Source organism: Pseudogemmobacter sp. TB195 (assembly GCF_058313095.1).
The window spans coordinates 48,753-63,332 of record NZ_JBZEGG010000024.1 but is presented as its reverse complement, the minus strand read 5'-3'; the positions used below and the strand labels follow the sequence as shown (position 1 = coordinate 63,332).

Here is a 14,580-nt window from a genome sequence, read left to right as displayed (position 1 = left end):
ACATGGGGCGGGCGGCCCATGCCCCCGCTGATCGCCGACACGGCCAATCCCGCTCCGGATGGTGAGGCCGACGAGGAGAGATGCGCCGCCAGAAAACACCGGTGATCCGGCGCATTTCTGACTTTGCTGATATCCTCCCCAGGCTCCCGAAACCGGGCCGGTGGCGCAGATTATTCGTGTTCCATCGATGTAGCCCTCCTGCTCAACCGATGTAGCAAAAGGTTGTGTCAGCGCAGCGAAACTGTCAAGCTGCATTTCCAGGGAATGAGGAAACCGTGACACCACTCCGACCAAAACCTGCGCCAACGCGTGCGCGGCGCACCACGATTTACGATCTGGCGGTGCTGGTGGGCGCCTCGCCGACGGCGGTCAGCGCGGTTCTTAACGGCACCTGGAAAAAGCGGCGAATCTCTGCCTCGCTCGCGGAACGCATCACCCGCACGGCCGAGGAACAGGGCTATGCGCTGAACCTTCAGGCCAGCGGCCTGCGGCGGGAAAAATCACGGCTGATCGGGATGATCGTGCCGAAATACGACAACCGCTATTTTGGGTCTATCGTTGAACGCTTCGAGGCGATGGCGCGGGAACGCGACCTTTTCCCAATCATTACCTGCACGATGCGCGACCCGGCGCTGGAAATACAGGCAGCGCGCGAGATGATCTCGCATCAGGTCGATTGCCTGATTGCGACCGGCGCCACCGATCCCGACCGGATCTCGAAGATCTGCGAGGCGGCGGGGGTGCGCTCGCTCAACCTCGATCTGCCCGGCAGCCGCGCGCCTTCGGTGATCTCGGATAATTTTGGCGGTGCGCTGGCACTGACACGGCGCATCCTTGCCGCCTCGGCCAGCCAGCGCCATCGCGGCGAGCCGATCCCCTTCATCGGCGGAAGGGCAAGCGATCACAACACATCCGAGCGGATCCGGGGCTTTCGTGCCGCCCATGCAGAGGCCGGAATCACGGTGGATGAGACGATGATTCTCGCCACCGGCTACGCGCCGGACCGGGCGATCACCGCGCTGGAAGCCCTGGCCACCAGGCGCGGCCAGCTGCCGCGCGCCATATTCGTCAATTCGACCATCGCGCTGGAAGGCGTTTTGCACTGGACGCGCTCCAGCGGGCATTTCGGCTCTGTCGCGCCGCATGTGGGCTGTTTCGACTGGGATCCGCTGGCGGCGGTGCTGACAGAGAATATCGTTATGGTGCAACAGGATGTGCCGGCGATGCTGGGGGCATTGTTCCGCCTGATCGACGCCGATGACCCTGCTCCGGGGCTGAGCGAGATCCCCACCCATTTCGCACCGCAGCCCTTTGCGGGCACTGCCGCAACAGTGGGCGCCGACTGAGCGGACCGCCATGCAACACCGGTGCGCCATAATTCCCAGGGCCTCTTGTCAGGAAATACCGGGGCGGCTACCGCTTGCCCGGAAACAGACCCCTGTCCAACCAGCCAAGGGTGACCAGTCTTGGAAAAAAAGCGGCTCGGCGAACTCATTGGCGCCTTTATGACGCTGCGGCCCCGGCTTCTCGCCATGGCCCATGCGCAGCTGGGCAACCGCGCGCTGGCCGAAGATCTGGTCCAGGACACCTGGATCCGGCTGGAAACGGCACAAAGCGACAGCGGCATAGCGAATGCGGCGGGTTTCGTGTCTCAGGTCACCAAAAACGGCATCCGCGATCATTTCCGCAAGGAACGGCGCCGCGCAGAGATCGACGCCGAGGTGCGCGATCTTCTGTGGGAACAATCCGATGAGGTCTCGGCCGAGCGCGCCGTGATGGGGCGGGAGATGCTGGCCCGGGTGCAGTCGGCGCTGACGGAACTCCCGGAAAAGACCCGGCGCATCTTTTTGATGAACCGGATCGACCGGGTGCCGCATCGCAAGATTGCGCAACGTCTCGAAATGAGCGACGAAGCTGTCTATTATCACATCCGCCGCGCGCTGGAGCATCTTGCCGATCTGCGCGACGCCATGAACGATTGATCCGCCCTGCCCGTGCCGCTCTGCTCCGGCAGGTCGGGGCGCCAACGGGTTATCGCCGAGCCACAGGAATGAGTGACGCCGCCCCCCGGACCAAGGCCGATGCAAAGCTCGCCCGTGAGGCGCGGGACTGGGTCGTGCGTCTTGCCTCGGGCGAGGTGGCCGCCACAGAGCTGCAACAGTTCCGCGCCTGGAAGGCACAGTCAGAGGCCCATGCCCGCGCCTTTGCCGGGGAACGCCGTTTCTGGCAACAGCTTGACGGGCTTGGGGAAGTGGCCGGCCCGGTCCCGCCGGTGGCAAAGCCTGCCGCGCCCCGGATCGGACGGCGCGGTTTTCTGGCCGGAGGCATCGCCGCAGGCGCCGGAGCATGGGCGCTGGATCTGCCGCATCGCTGGCAGGACTGGACCGCCGATCTTCATACCGGCTTTGGCGAGATGGCGGGGATGACCCTTCCCGATGGCACGATCGCCACGCTGAACACCGACAGCGCGCTGGCGCTGGAATTCACGCAAGGGCAGCGACAGGTCAGGCTCCTGCGCGGCGAGGCCGAGTTCCGGGTGCAGGCCGGAACCAGCCCCCTGCGGGTCACGGCGCTGGATGGTGTAACCGAGGCGCAGGCCAGCCTGTTCTCGGTCGGGCTTGCAGATCGCGAGGCGCGCGTCACGGTATCCGAGGGTCGGGTGCGGGTAAGTTCCGCTCTGGGCCAGGCGCTCGATCTTGGCGCATCGGAACAGGCGGTCTATGGCACGGGCCTGGCGGTGGCCGCGCTCGGCCCGGTCGACCGCGAGATCGCCTTCGCCTGGCGCGAGGGCCGGATCATCTTTGACGGCCGCCGCTTTGACCAGGCGGTGAGCGAACTCGCGCGGTATGTGCCCGAAAAGGTGATGCTCGGACCCGGCGTTGATGCCGCCCTGCCGGTCAGCGCGGTCTTTTCGACCAGCGCCGCGCATGAGGCCATCGGGGCACTGGCACTGACCCAGGGCCTGTCGGTCCGGCGTATTCCGCAGGTCATGATCTTGCTGAGCTGAGCTGCGACGGGGCCTCAATGCCAGGTCCGCAAAATTATTTCATTTTTGTCTTTAGGCAAAACCGGGCCTCACCCGTCACTGATAGGAAGGGTCCAGGCAGGCCAATACCCACGCTCTTCGCTTCACCGGCCCCGGCGATGGGGTCCGTTGCAATGACAGAAAGGGTAAGGGTCTGATGCCTGCCAGTTTCCTCCATTTCCGGCGCGCGGCCGCGCGGCGCCTGACCGTTCTTTTCTCGGGGACTGCGCTCAGTCTTGGTGTGCTCGCAGGTGGTCCGGCGCTTATGGTGCTGACCGCGCCTGCGGTCATGGCGCAGAATGCGACGACCCACCGGCTGGATATTGCGGCCAAACCGCTGGGTCAGGCGCTGCGGGATCTGGCGCGGCAGACCGGGCTGCAGATCGCGTATCGGACCTCTGTCGCGGCGGGCGCGACGGCCCCGGCGGTCAGCGGCACGATGACGGCGGAACAGGCGCTGTCGCGACTTCTGGCAGGATCCGGGCTGAATTACAGCTTCACCGGCGCCACCACTGTGACCATTCTCGGCAACGCCTCCGACGCCTCCAGTGTTGGCGGCACTGTGGACGGCGCGCAGAACCTCGGGACGATCCTGCTGGTCACTGCCCCGACCACCACAGAGGGCAGCAATTCCTATACCACGGGCGCGGCGACAGGATCGACCGGCCTGCCGATGAGCCTGAAGGAAACGCCGCAATCGGTGAGCGTGATCACCAGTCAGCGGCTGAAAGACCAGAATCTCGGCACCACACAGCAGATGCTGGCCTACACGACCGGCGTGCATTCGGCGATTTTCGAGACCGACCGCGACAATACCTGGTCGCGCGGGCAATGGGTCTCAAGCTATATCGTGGATGGTGTGGTGATCGATGGCGGCATCGGCTTCATGTCCGGGGTAGGCCTGCAATCCTCGACCTCGACCTATGATCATGCCGAGGTGGTGCGCGGCGCGACCGGCCTGCTGACCGGCCCCGGTGACCCCTCTGCCGCTGTTCGGATGGAGCGCAAGAAGGCCACTGCAACCGAGCTGACCGGCAACATTGAGACACGCTATGGCAGCTGGAACCGCATGGGTCTGGGGCTGGATGTCTCGAACAAGCTGAATGAAAGCGGGTCTTTGCGCGGGCGTCTGGTCATCGACCTCTACAGCGGCGACAGTTTCCGCGACCGATACAGCGTTGATAAAAAAACGATCTATGGCACGCTGGCCTAGGATATAGATGACGCGACCACGCTGTCATTCAGCTATGAACACCGCAATCACGACCCGAAGGGCTCGGAATGGAGTGCCTTCCCGACGCTCTTCGCTGACGGCACGCCGACGCTTTTCCCGCGCAACTGGTCGAGCGCGCCATATTGGGCGTTCTGGTCGAGCAAACAGGATATGGCAACGATCCGGGCCGACCATGATTTCGGCGGCGGCTGGACCGGCAATGCGACGCTCAGTGGTGTGCTGCGCAGCTATTCGGCAGAAAACACCCGTTTCTATGGCCGACCGGACCCGGTGACCGGCCTTGGCATGACGCTGTTTGCCCGCAAGGCCGAGGAATGGGCGCGCCAGATCGCGCTGGATGCCTCGGTCTCCGGCCCTGTCGAGGCCTTTGGCCGCACGCATAATCTGAACTTCGGCCTCCATGCCGGGCGCGACTGGGGCAAGGCGGATGACTATGCCATCGTCGGGGCGCAGCCGGTCATGGGCAGTGTCCATAGCTGGGATGGCAGCCTGCCCCGGCCGCAATTCACCCTGCCCCAGGCCGGGGAGTGGACCAGGAAGGCCACGGAATACTCCGCCTATGGCGCGGCCCGGGTCTCGCTGGCCGACCCGCTGACTGCAATTCTCGGTCTTCGCTATACCGACTGGAGCGCGGATACCCGCAATTTCAAGGTTTTCACTCCCTATTTCGGCCTTGTCTATGATGTCACCGACGACATCTCGGTCTTTGCGAGCCATACTCAGATCTTCAACCCGCAAAGCTATCGTGACACCAACCGCAATTACCTCGACCCGGTTGAGGGCAAAAGCCAAGAGGTCGGCATCAAGGGCGAATGGTATGAAGGGCGGCTGAATGCCTCGCTGTCCTATTACCGCACCTATCAGGACAATGTCGCGACCGGTCTGGAAGATGCCAATGGCAATCCGATCTATGTGCCAGGCAGCAACGATCAGGCCTATTACGGCGCGATGGGCCAGTCGACCCGCGGCATCGAGCTGGAAGTTTCGGGCGAGATCACGCCCGGCTGGAACCTGTTCTTCGGCGCGGCGAAGATGAAGGCCACCAACCCCGATGGCAGCCAGGCCAACAGCTTCCTGCCGGAAAATACCCTGAAGATCTTTACCACGTACAATCTGCCGGGCGAAAACAGCCAGTGGACCATCGGTGGCGGCGCGCGCTGGCAGAGCGAAAGCTGGAACACGCTGGGCGTTCCGGGTGTCGGGTCGGTGCGGAATTCGCAGCCTTCTTTCGCGGTAGTGGATGCGATGCTGCGCTATGACATCAACGACAATTGGTCGGCACAGCTCAACATCAACAACCTCTTCGATGAGAGCTATTACCATTCCGCCAGCGTCGCAGGCGTCTATGGCGAGCCGCGCAATGCGATGTTCACCCTGACATCGCGCTTCTGATGCCTGGCCCCGGTGCTGGCCGCCGGGGCTTTCAGACCACTCGCAAAGGCAGATTTCCCATGACTTTTCTTCCACGCAGGGGGCTCGCGCTGGCAGTCCTCCTCTTCACCGCATCGCCCCTGCTGGCCGAGGGCCTTCCTCAGATGCTGCCGGACGAATTCGCGCCCGCCGCCACCCGCACCAGCACCATTCCCGGCGGCTATGAGGTGCTCTCGGTTCCCGAGCTCGGCGCGGTGTTTGCCGCCTCGGTGCCCGATTTCACCGATGGCGCATCGGGCGATGTCTATATGCTCGACGCAGACACTCTCGCCCCGATCCGGCGCATTCAGCTGAAACGCCGGCCCTTCGCGCTGGCGGTCGACCACGCGCGGGGCTTGCTTTACGCCGGCAATACCAAAGACGGATCCCTGTCGGTGATCGATGCGCGCAGCGGCCTGTTCCTGCGCATGATCCAGCTCGGGAAAACCGGAGCCAATGGCAAAATGGAACATACCCGCATGATCGAGGTCGATCAGGCAACGGGCCGCGTTTTTGTCACCGGCCCGACCGATGAGGGCATCGTCTGGATCATCGACGGCGCAACCGGCGAGGTCACCTCTCGCACCGATAATGCCGTGATCTGGGCGGCGGGTCTGGCGTTTGACGGGCGTGACCGTCTCTATGTCGGGGGCGGCGGGGCCGAGGAAATCCTCGTCCTGAACGCGGAAACCGGCGAGAAGATCACCACCTTCTCGACCGGTGACACGCCGCCCGGTCAGGGCGATAAATCCGCGCATTTCATGGTGAACCTCTCGCTGGATGCGGCGGGTGGCCGGCTCTTTGCGGTCGACAGCCATGAGGGCAGGCTCTACGTCTTCAACACCGCTGATGGCAGTATTCTGGCCCAGGTGCCGATTGGTCCCGGCGCGCTGGATGTGATCTGGAACCCGCTGCGCGACGAAGCCTATGTCACCTGGTATGGCATCAACAGCCAGATACGCGACGACACCGGCGGCATCACCGTGGTCAATACCAAAGACTACAGCGTCACCCGTGATCTCGCGGTCAAGACCTTCCCGAGCAATCTTGCGCTGGACGAGAGCGGCCAGGTCCTGTTCGCCTCGGTCTCGGAACCTTCGAATGACAAGCATCCGGAGTATGCCCCGGGCACAATCGGATCGGTGATCCGGCTGGATCTGGCGATCCTTGGCGATCTGATGGCGGCGAAGACCCCCTGACCCCGACCGGAGGCCGCCCGCAGCCGCCCTGCCCTTACGCCCGCGCCCTTGGCACGGGCCATGTCATTTCAGCGCAGCAGGGGAACAATTTTCCCGTCAGTAGCATGATACTACCCCCATGACCCGGTTCTGTCCTTTGCTGTGCCAAAGCAAGGAGACACTATGGCCCGGATGATTCACACCATGATCCGCGTGCTGGACGAAGCCCGTTCGCTCGCATTCTACGACCAGGCATTCGGCCTGAAAGTGGTGGAACGCCTCGATTTTGAGACCTTCACCCTGATCTATCTCGCCAATGCCGAAACCGGGTTCGAGCTGGAGCTGACCGTCAACAAGGGCCGTGCTGACCCCTATAACCTGGGCGACGCCTACGGCCATCTCGCGGTCTCGGTCACTGATGTGAATGCAGAACATGCGCGCCTGGAAGCTGCCGGTCTTGCGCCGCGCAAACTGGTCGATTTCGCGCCTGGCGGCGACGTCATCGCCCGGTTTTTCTTTATCGCCGATCCCGACGGTTACCAGATCGAAGTGCTGCAGCGCGCGGGGCGCTACCAATAATCTGAAACGGCAGCCCTGCGCGGAAGAGGAGCCGCGCCGGGAACTCCCAGCCGATTGAGAAAGCAAGGAGGAGACTATGACGACCCTGACCGCAAATCGCGGACTGAGGGGGAACGCCCTCACCCGTCGCCAGCTGATCTCGCGCAGCTTTGCCGCAAGCGCGGGAATGATCATCGGCGCGGGCTTTATCGCCGCCCCCGATGCCGCCTGGGCCTATGAGGCGACCACGCTGAAGCCCGAGACCATGGCCACGCTGGTCCGCATGGCCCGCGACATCTACCCCCATGACCGCATCGCCGATGAATTCTATGTCATTGCCGTCAAAGGCTATGACACGGCCGAAGCTGCCCCGGGGGTTGAAGCCGGGATTGCCGCGCTGAATGCCGCCGCGCAGGGCGCCGGACATGCGGATTACCTCTCCATCGGGTGGGAGGATGACCGGGTGGCCCTGCTGCGCGGCATGGAGAACTCCGCTTTCTTCCAGCAGATCCGCGGCGGCCTTGTGACGGGGCTTTATAACCAGAAGGCCGTCTGGCCGATCTTTGGCTATGAGGGTGAATCCTTCAGCCAGGGCGGTTATCTGCATCGCGGTTTTGACGATATCAGCTGGCTCTGAGGGGGGCGGATCAATGGTTGCGAAATTTGAACTGGACGACGATTCCGTCGTTCTGATCATCGGCACAGGCTCGGGCGGCGGTGTTCTGGCGAATGAACTGGCGCAAAAGGGCGTCAAGGTCGTCTCGCTGGAGGCCGGCGGGCGTTATATGCCGGAAGACTACATCAATGACGAATGGGACAGCTTTGCTCAGCTGGCCTGGACCGACACGCGCACCACATCGGGCGACTGGCGGGTGGCGAAAGACTTTTCGGGCCTGCCGGCCTGGATCGTGAAGGCCGTGGGCGGCACCTCGATCCACTGGGCGGGGGCCAGCTTGCGCTTCCAGGACCATGAATGGAAGGCGCGCACCAATTATGGCCATGTGACGGGGGCGAACCTGCTCGACTGGCCGATTGATGGCGCGGAAATGGCGCCCTGGTATGAAAAGGCCGAGACCAAACTTGGCGTGACCCGCACCGGCGACCGCCCGGGCCTGCCCGGCAACAACAATTACAAGGTGCTGGAAAAGGGCGCGAAGGCGCTTGGCTATAAGGAGGTCCATACCGGCCGCATGGCGATCAATTCGGTCGATTACGATGACCGTCTCGCCTGCCAGCAGACCGGGTTCTGTTTCCAGGGCTGCAAATGGGGCGCGAAATGGTCCTCGGCCTATACGGATATCCCCAAGGGTGAGGCGACCGGCAATCTTGAGGTCCGCGACCGTTGTCATGCGCTGAAGATCGAGCATGATGACAAAGGCCGCGTCACCGGCGTGCTTTATGCCGACAAGGATGGCAATCACCACTTCCAGAAAGCGCGCGTGGTCTGCGTCGCGGGCAACTCGATCGAGAGCCCCCGGATCCTTTTGAATTCGGCGTCTTCGATGTTCCCGGACGGGCTCGCGAATTCCTCGGGCCAGGTCGGACGCAACTATCTGCGTCACGTTACCGGATCGGTCTACGGCGTGTTTGAGAAGCCGGTGAAGATGTGGCGCGGCACCACCATGGCGGGGATCGTGCAGGACGAGGCACGGCTTGACCCGTCGCGCGGGTTCGTCGGCGGCTATGAGCTGGAGACGCTGTCGCTTGGCATCCCCTTCATGGCGGCCTTCCTTGATCCGGGCGGCTGGGGGCGCAGCTTCACCTCGGCGATGGATGGCTATGAGAACATGGCCGGGATGTGGATCGTGGGCGAGGATATGCCGCAGGAGACAAACCGCATCACGCTGTCGGCCACCGCTGTCGACCAGTTCGGCCTGCCCGCGCCGAATGTGCATTTCGATGATCACCCCAATGATATCGCGATGCGCAATCACGCCTATGCACGGGGCGAGGCGATCTACCGTGCCGCCGGGGCAACCCGCACCCTGCCGACGCCGCCCTATCCGTCGACGCATAACCTCGGCACCAACCGGATGTCGGAAAATCCGCGGGACGGCGTGGTGAACAAACACGGCCAAAGCCATGACATCCCGAACCTTTTCGTCTCGGATGGCAGCCAATTCACCTCCGGCGCAGCCGAGAACCCGACTTTGACCATCGTCGCCCTTGCGATCCGTCAGGCCGAGTTCATCGCCGGCGAGCTGTCGAAACAGAACCTCTGAAAGAGAAAAGGGCGGAACCTCGGTTCCGCCCTTTGCCTTACTCGCCCAGCGTTGCGAGATACGCCAGCAGATCCGCGCGTTCCTCGGGCTTTTTCAGCCCGGCAAAGGTCATTTTATTGCCCGGCAGCACGGCTTTCGGGGCCTCGATAAAGGCGTCGATCTCTTCCGCCGTCCAGATATGGCCCTCTTCGCCCCAGGCCTTCATCGCGTTGGAATAGGCATAGCCCTCGACCGAGGCCGTCTTGCGCCCGATGATCCCGAAGAGGTTCGGCCCGGCTTTCGGGGGCGCATCCGCCGCAAAGGCATGGCAGGCGAAGCATTTCTTCGCGACTTTCTCGCCCTGTTCCGCATCACCGGCAAAGGCGGCCTGCGCGAGGGACAAAGACATCAACAGGGACAAAACGGGGGTCTTCACGGACAGCACTCCTGGCAAAAGCTCGGGTAATCGGGGGATCAGTGGGTCTGGCCGCAGCATGAGCTGCCTTGCCAGTTGCGGGCGGTGGGGGTCTGGCCAAGCCCTGGGTTCAGGCTGTTGGTCGGGTCGAGCCCCTGGTAGAACGCGGCCAGTTGCGGCGGCGCCTTATAAAGATGCCCGACATTATGTTCCGCCGGGTATTGGGCGCCGCGCTGGTCCAGAATCTTCCACATCGCATGTTCCAGGCCAAGGCAGTCGGTGCCCTTTTTCGCCACATAATCCTGATGGAAGACATGGCAAAAGAAATGCCCGTAATAGAGCTTGTGCGCGATCTGCGCCTCAAGCTCCGGCGGCAGGGTTTCGACCCAGTCACGGTCATTGCGTCTCAACGCAATATCGAGCGCGACAATATCCTCGACCTCGCGCTTATGCACGGCGCGGTAGCGGTTGGCAGCCCCGGCCACGGCAAACCGGTGCAGGAAGGCGGCAGCGCCCTCGCTGGCCGTGGCCTCGAACATATCGCCACTGGTGGAAGGGAAGCGGCGCGCAAGGTAATCGCGGGCCTCCGCGATGCCCTGACCGCCCATCCGCAGAAAGAGGTGATGGTCAAAGCGCGCGCGGAAATCGCGCAGCCTGGGCGGCAGATGTTTCGGGAAAAGCCGCGACAGGGCCTGCGCGACCCGGTCCGACAATGTGGTGCCAAGGCCCAGCCGTTCGGTCCAGCCATCGATCTTTGATTTCAGCGCGAAGACGCCGGAAATGCGCTGCGTGCCCAGCCGGCGGATCAGGAGGAATGTATCCTTGCCGTAGCGTTCGGCAATATCCCAGGCGGTGCCGTGGATATATTCGCCGGCAATCGGCAGGCTGTTGAACCCGGCCAGCATATCACGGCGGATCGCGGTCAGCTCATCCGGGTCACTGGTGCCGATGCAGAATACGGCAGTCTCGGTTTCGGCCTCGAATGTGTCAAGCCGCACCGCAAAAACCGCGAGCCTGCCCGCCGATCCCGACGCTTCGTGCAACCGTCGCTGATCGGCATTGAACCGTGCCGGCGTGTCCGCATCGACATCGCGGACATGTCCAGCATAGTCGCGGTCAGACCCCCAGGCCTCGCCCGGAGCGGGTGCCGGCAGGTCGCCTGCTTCAACCCTTGCAAGGATCGTTTCGGGGTCATCGCCGAGATCAAAGCCCAGATGGTTGACCAGCGCGACCGTGCCATCCGCCCGCACCTCGGCATAAAGCGCCATTTCGGTATAGGCCGGGCCGCGCCGGATCAGCGCGCCGCCCGAATTGTTGCAGATCCCCCCCAGCACCGAGGCGCCGATACAGCTTGACCCGATCACCGAATGCGGCTCGCGGCCCAGAGGTTTCAGCGTGCGCTCCAGCCCGTCCAGCGTCGATCCGGGCAGACAGAGCACCTGTTTGCCAGCGTCGATCAGATGGATACCCCGCAGCCGCATGACGCTGATCAGCACCACAGGCCGGTCATAATCGTCCCCCCAGGGGGTCGAGCCGCCGGTAAGGCCGGTATTCGCCGCCTGAAAGATCACCACCCGACCCGCCGCGATCACTGCATTCAGGGCGCGCCACATCCCGACCAGCGATCCGGGGCAAAGCACCGCCTCGACCTGACCGCCGCCATAGCGGATGCCGCGCGTGAAACGGCGCGTGGCGCGCGCGCCGGTCAGCACATGACCGGATCCGATCAGCTGACGCAGCCCGGCCAGCAGCTCACCCCTGTCGCGCATCTCTCTCTCCCACCCGGTTCCCGGCCGCCATCATGGCCGCGCCCGGTGCGAAGCGGGTAGTATCATATTGTCCGCAAAGCGTTTTTGTGGTCGGGCGTTTTACTGCGGGGCCTTATCAGGCCACGGCGCGGCTGACCGGCATCTGGGCGGCGCGGCGGGTTTCCATGCGCACCAGACAGGTGCAGCGCAGAAGCGAGGCAAAATTCCCCGGCTCGCCGTGGAATTCCAGCACCTCGCGATGCAGCGTCGAGAGAAACGCCCCGGTGGATTCCCCCTGTTCACGGGCGATCTCGTCCAGGATCGTCCAGAACGCCGCCTCAAGCCGCACCGAGGTGCTTTGCCCGTTCAGGCGGATGCGGCGGGTGACCGGCACATAACGGTCCGGATCCTGCCTGGCGAATAATTCACACATCTGATCCGGTCCTCCTCCCGTTTGATGTTGCCTCAGTCTATGCCCGCCCGGGGCGGGGCGTCCAGCGCAGGAATCGGCAAAACCGCAATCTGGCCTGAACAAGACGGCATAAGACGCGGCACTCAGTCAGGATGGACCCAGCGATAGCCGATCCCGGCCTCGGTCCGGATCGCGCTGGCATCAAAGCCGGCCAGGTCGAGCTTTTGCCGCAGCTGCCCGATAAAGACCCGCAGATAAACGATATCCTCGACATGTGCCGGCCCCCAGACCCTGAGCAGAAGCTGGCGATGGGTCACGATCCGGTCCGGCTGTTCCAGAAGCGCGAGCAACAGGTCGAATTCTTTCGGGGTCAGCTTTACCGGAGCCCCCAGCACGGTCACTTCGCGCAGATCGCGCGACAGCGCAAGGTTGCCGCTGCGCAGCAAGGCTGCCGGCCCCGCCGTCCCTCCTGCGGCGGCGCGTCTTGGCCGCAATGTGGCACGCAACCGTGCCAGCAGCTCGCCAATGGCAAAGGGTTTGGCCACGAAATCATTGGCGCCCAGATCCAGCGCGAGGATCTTTTCCATTTCCTGATCATGGGCCGAAAGCACGATCACCGGCAGGTCAGAGCTGGCCCGGAGCTGCTCGATCACCGTCTTGCCGTTCATATCCGGCAGCCCGAGATCAAGCACCATCAGATCGGGCCTGTGCTGCGCAACCGCCTCCAGCGCGCCGGCACCGGTTGCGGCAAGGGTGGTGTCATAGCCTGACGCCGTCAGCGCGTGAACAAGGAAGCGCTGGATCTGCGGCTCGTCATCGACCACGAGGATAAGCTGGCGTGCGGTCATATCGGGCCGCCCCCGCCCGCAGAGGCCGCCGGCAGGATCAGGGCGAGCCGCGCGCCGGGGCCGGGCCGGGCCTCCAGCCGCCCGCCAAGGAGCTGCGCGATCCCCTTGCAGATCGGCAGGCCGAGGCCGCTTTTCTCTTCGCCCCGGGTCAGATCGGGGGTGGCGAGCCAGGCCAGCACCGCCTCGGGCAGGCCCGGCCCCTGGTCCTGGACCTCCAGTCTGATATCGGGGCCGTCCGTTGCGCCGGTGACCAGAACCGGCCCCGGCGCATAGGCTTTCGCGTTTTCGATCAGGCTGAACACCACCTGTTCGACCAACCCCGCCTCGGCCATCACGAGCGGCAGGTCGGGAAGATCGGCGCTGATCGAGGCGGCGGGAAAGGCGCGCTGCGCGCGGCTGGCGGCGGCCCGGGCGCAATCCGCCGGTGCAACCGGGTGCAGCGCGACCGAAGCCCCCGTCAGCAGCCGCGTCATCTGCAACAGGTTTTCGACATAGCGCGCCAGCCGAGTGGCCTCTTCCGATGTGGCGCTCAGCAGATCTTCCTGGGCCTCGGGCGGCAGGCTGCCCCGCAGGTCGCGCAAAGTGGTGACAGACCCGAGAATGGTTGCAAGCGGCGTGCGCAGATCATGCGACAGCGACGAGAGCAGCGCGGCGCGCAAGGCCTGGCGGTCGGAAATCTCGCGCTCTTCACTGGCTTTTCGGCCCAGTTCCAGCCGCTCCAGCGCGGCACCAGCCTGGCGCAGCACATTGTCGATGGCCTGTTCGCGGTAGCCGGTATCGCGGTCGACGGCCTCGGGCAGCCGGTGCCCGATCGCATGGCGCGCCGCCGCGCCCAGAGGCAGGGGGTGGAAGGTCAGATGCGACCCGGTCCAGCCATCGGCAATCGCCATCTCGACCCGGCCCCGGATCAGCGCCTGTTCCGCCGCCTGCAGATCCGCCTCGCGCGGCGTCAGACTGCCAGGCGCGGGGACCAGCCCGGCGGGGCTGCGGCTCAGCAGCGCAACCGGCGCGTCAGAAAGGGTGGTCACATGGCGGATCACGGTATCGAGGATCTGCGCCTCGCTGCCTGCCCGGCCAAGCGCACCGCTGGCCGAGGACAGGACCTCAAGCACCACAGCCCGGTCCCGCGCGCTGTCGACCTGTTCGCGCATCCGCCCGGCGAGGAACCCGGTCAGACCCGCCGCCGTCAGAAAAGCCAGCAATACGACCATATCCTGGGGCTGCGCCGCCATCAGACTGAGATGCGGCTCGACGAAAAAGAAATTGAACACCGCCAGCGCAACCAGCGCCGAACCGAGCCCGGGCCAGAAACCGAATGCGGCGGCATTGACCAGGACCGCCATCAGCAAAAGCAATAATGCGACGATCTCGCTCATCCAGCCGCGCGATGGCACCACAATAGCCGTCACCACGACGAGCACCAGCACCGCCGCCAGGATCTGCTGCGGACGTTTCGACAGGGGACCGGCCGGACGCGGGCCGGAAACGGGAGGATAGACAAACACTGGCTCCATGTGCTGATCAAACCCTGGCCACCGGATTTGTCCACAA

The 14,580-nt window shown here is 64.1% G+C and carries 14 protein-coding genes; 9 read left to right on the top strand and 5 right to left on the bottom strand.

All coding sequences use genetic code 11. The annotated features are described in order from the left end of the window. The first annotated feature begins 275 nt into the window (after nt 1-275). The 9 genes from AC4FS3_RS21420 (at nt 276) to AC4FS3_RS21380 (ending at nt 9,627) form a co-directional block, all read left to right on the top strand. The gene (locus AC4FS3_RS21420) at nt 276-1,346 is read left to right on the top strand and encodes a LacI family DNA-binding transcriptional regulator (protein WP_283179094.1); all 1,071 of its coding nucleotides are present in this window, start codon (nt 276-278) and stop codon (nt 1,344-1,346) included. A gap of 120 nt (nt 1,347-1,466) precedes the next feature. Then, the gene (locus tag AC4FS3_RS21415) at nt 1,467-1,982 is read left to right on the top strand and encodes an RNA polymerase sigma factor (protein WP_491022217.1); all 516 of its coding nucleotides are present in this window, start codon (nt 1,467-1,469) and stop codon (nt 1,980-1,982) included. Between the two features lie 68 nt (nt 1,983-2,050). After that, nucleotides 2,051-3,007: a FecR family protein gene (locus AC4FS3_RS21410; protein ID WP_491022216.1), complete on the top strand. Its 957-nt coding sequence runs from the start codon at nt 2,051-2,053 to the stop codon at nt 3,005-3,007. Nucleotides 3,008-3,182: 175 nt separating this feature from the next. Beyond that, entirely contained in the window at nt 3,183-4,238 is a 1,056-nt protein-coding gene (locus AC4FS3_RS21405; protein WP_491022215.1) for a TonB-dependent siderophore receptor, read from the top strand. Nucleotides 4,239-4,241: 3 nt separating this feature from the next. After that, nucleotides 4,242-5,651 carry a TonB-dependent siderophore receptor gene (locus AC4FS3_RS21400; protein WP_491022246.1) on the top strand — a complete coding sequence of 470 codons (1,410 nt, stop codon included), beginning with the start codon at nt 4,242-4,244 and terminating at the stop codon, nt 5,649-5,651. 59 nt (nt 5,652-5,710) lie between these two features. Next, the gene (locus tag AC4FS3_RS21395) at nt 5,711-6,868 is read left to right on the top strand and encodes a YncE family protein (protein WP_491022214.1); all 1,158 of its coding nucleotides are present in this window, start codon (nt 5,711-5,713) and stop codon (nt 6,866-6,868) included. Nucleotides 6,869-7,030: 162 nt separating this feature from the next. Beyond that, nucleotides 7,031-7,426, top strand: a complete 396-nt coding sequence (locus AC4FS3_RS21390; RefSeq protein ID WP_491022213.1) for a VOC family protein — start codon at nt 7,031-7,033, stop codon at nt 7,424-7,426. A gap of 76 nt (nt 7,427-7,502) precedes the next feature. Further along, the gene (locus AC4FS3_RS21385) at nt 7,503-8,042 is read left to right on the top strand and encodes a Twin-arginine translocation pathway signal (protein ID WP_198834921.1); all 540 of its coding nucleotides are present in this window, start codon (nt 7,503-7,505) and stop codon (nt 8,040-8,042) included. 13 nt (nt 8,043-8,055) lie between these two features. Next, the gene (locus AC4FS3_RS21380) at nt 8,056-9,627 is read left to right on the top strand and encodes a GMC family oxidoreductase (protein WP_491022212.1); all 1,572 of its coding nucleotides are present in this window, start codon (nt 8,056-8,058) and stop codon (nt 9,625-9,627) included. Between the two features lie 37 nt (nt 9,628-9,664). Here the strand turns inward: AC4FS3_RS21380 and AC4FS3_RS21375 are convergent, their stop codons facing one another. The 5 genes from AC4FS3_RS21375 to AC4FS3_RS21355 all read right to left on the bottom strand — a co-directional run bounded on the left by AC4FS3_RS21375 (nt 9,665) and on the right by AC4FS3_RS21355 (nt 14,543). Continuing rightward, nucleotides 9,665-10,042 carry a c-type cytochrome gene (locus tag AC4FS3_RS21375; RefSeq protein WP_491022211.1) on the bottom strand — a complete coding sequence of 126 codons (378 nt, stop codon included), beginning with the start codon at nt 10,040-10,042 and terminating at the stop codon, nt 9,665-9,667. A gap of 38 nt (nt 10,043-10,080) precedes the next feature. Next, on the bottom strand, nt 10,081-11,790 hold the full coding sequence (dld, locus tag AC4FS3_RS21370; protein ID WP_491022210.1) for a D-lactate dehydrogenase: 1,710 nt from the start codon (nt 11,788-11,790) through the stop codon (nt 10,081-10,083). A gap of 115 nt (nt 11,791-11,905) precedes the next feature. Next, the gene (locus AC4FS3_RS21365) at nt 11,906-12,202 is read right to left on the bottom strand and encodes a ribbon-helix-helix domain-containing protein (protein WP_092902274.1); all 297 of its coding nucleotides are present in this window, start codon (nt 12,200-12,202) and stop codon (nt 11,906-11,908) included. A gap of 122 nt (nt 12,203-12,324) precedes the next feature. Continuing rightward, on the bottom strand, nt 12,325-13,029 hold the full coding sequence (locus AC4FS3_RS21360; protein ID WP_491022209.1) for a response regulator transcription factor: 705 nt from the start codon (nt 13,027-13,029) through the stop codon (nt 12,325-12,327). Then, the gene (locus tag AC4FS3_RS21355) at nt 13,026-14,543 is read right to left on the bottom strand and encodes a sensor histidine kinase (RefSeq protein WP_491022208.1); all 1,518 of its coding nucleotides are present in this window, start codon (nt 14,541-14,543) and stop codon (nt 13,026-13,028) included. Before AC4FS3_RS21355 ends, AC4FS3_RS21360 begins: the two co-directional genes overlap by 4 nt. Between the last annotated feature and the right edge of the window lie 37 nt (nt 14,544-14,580).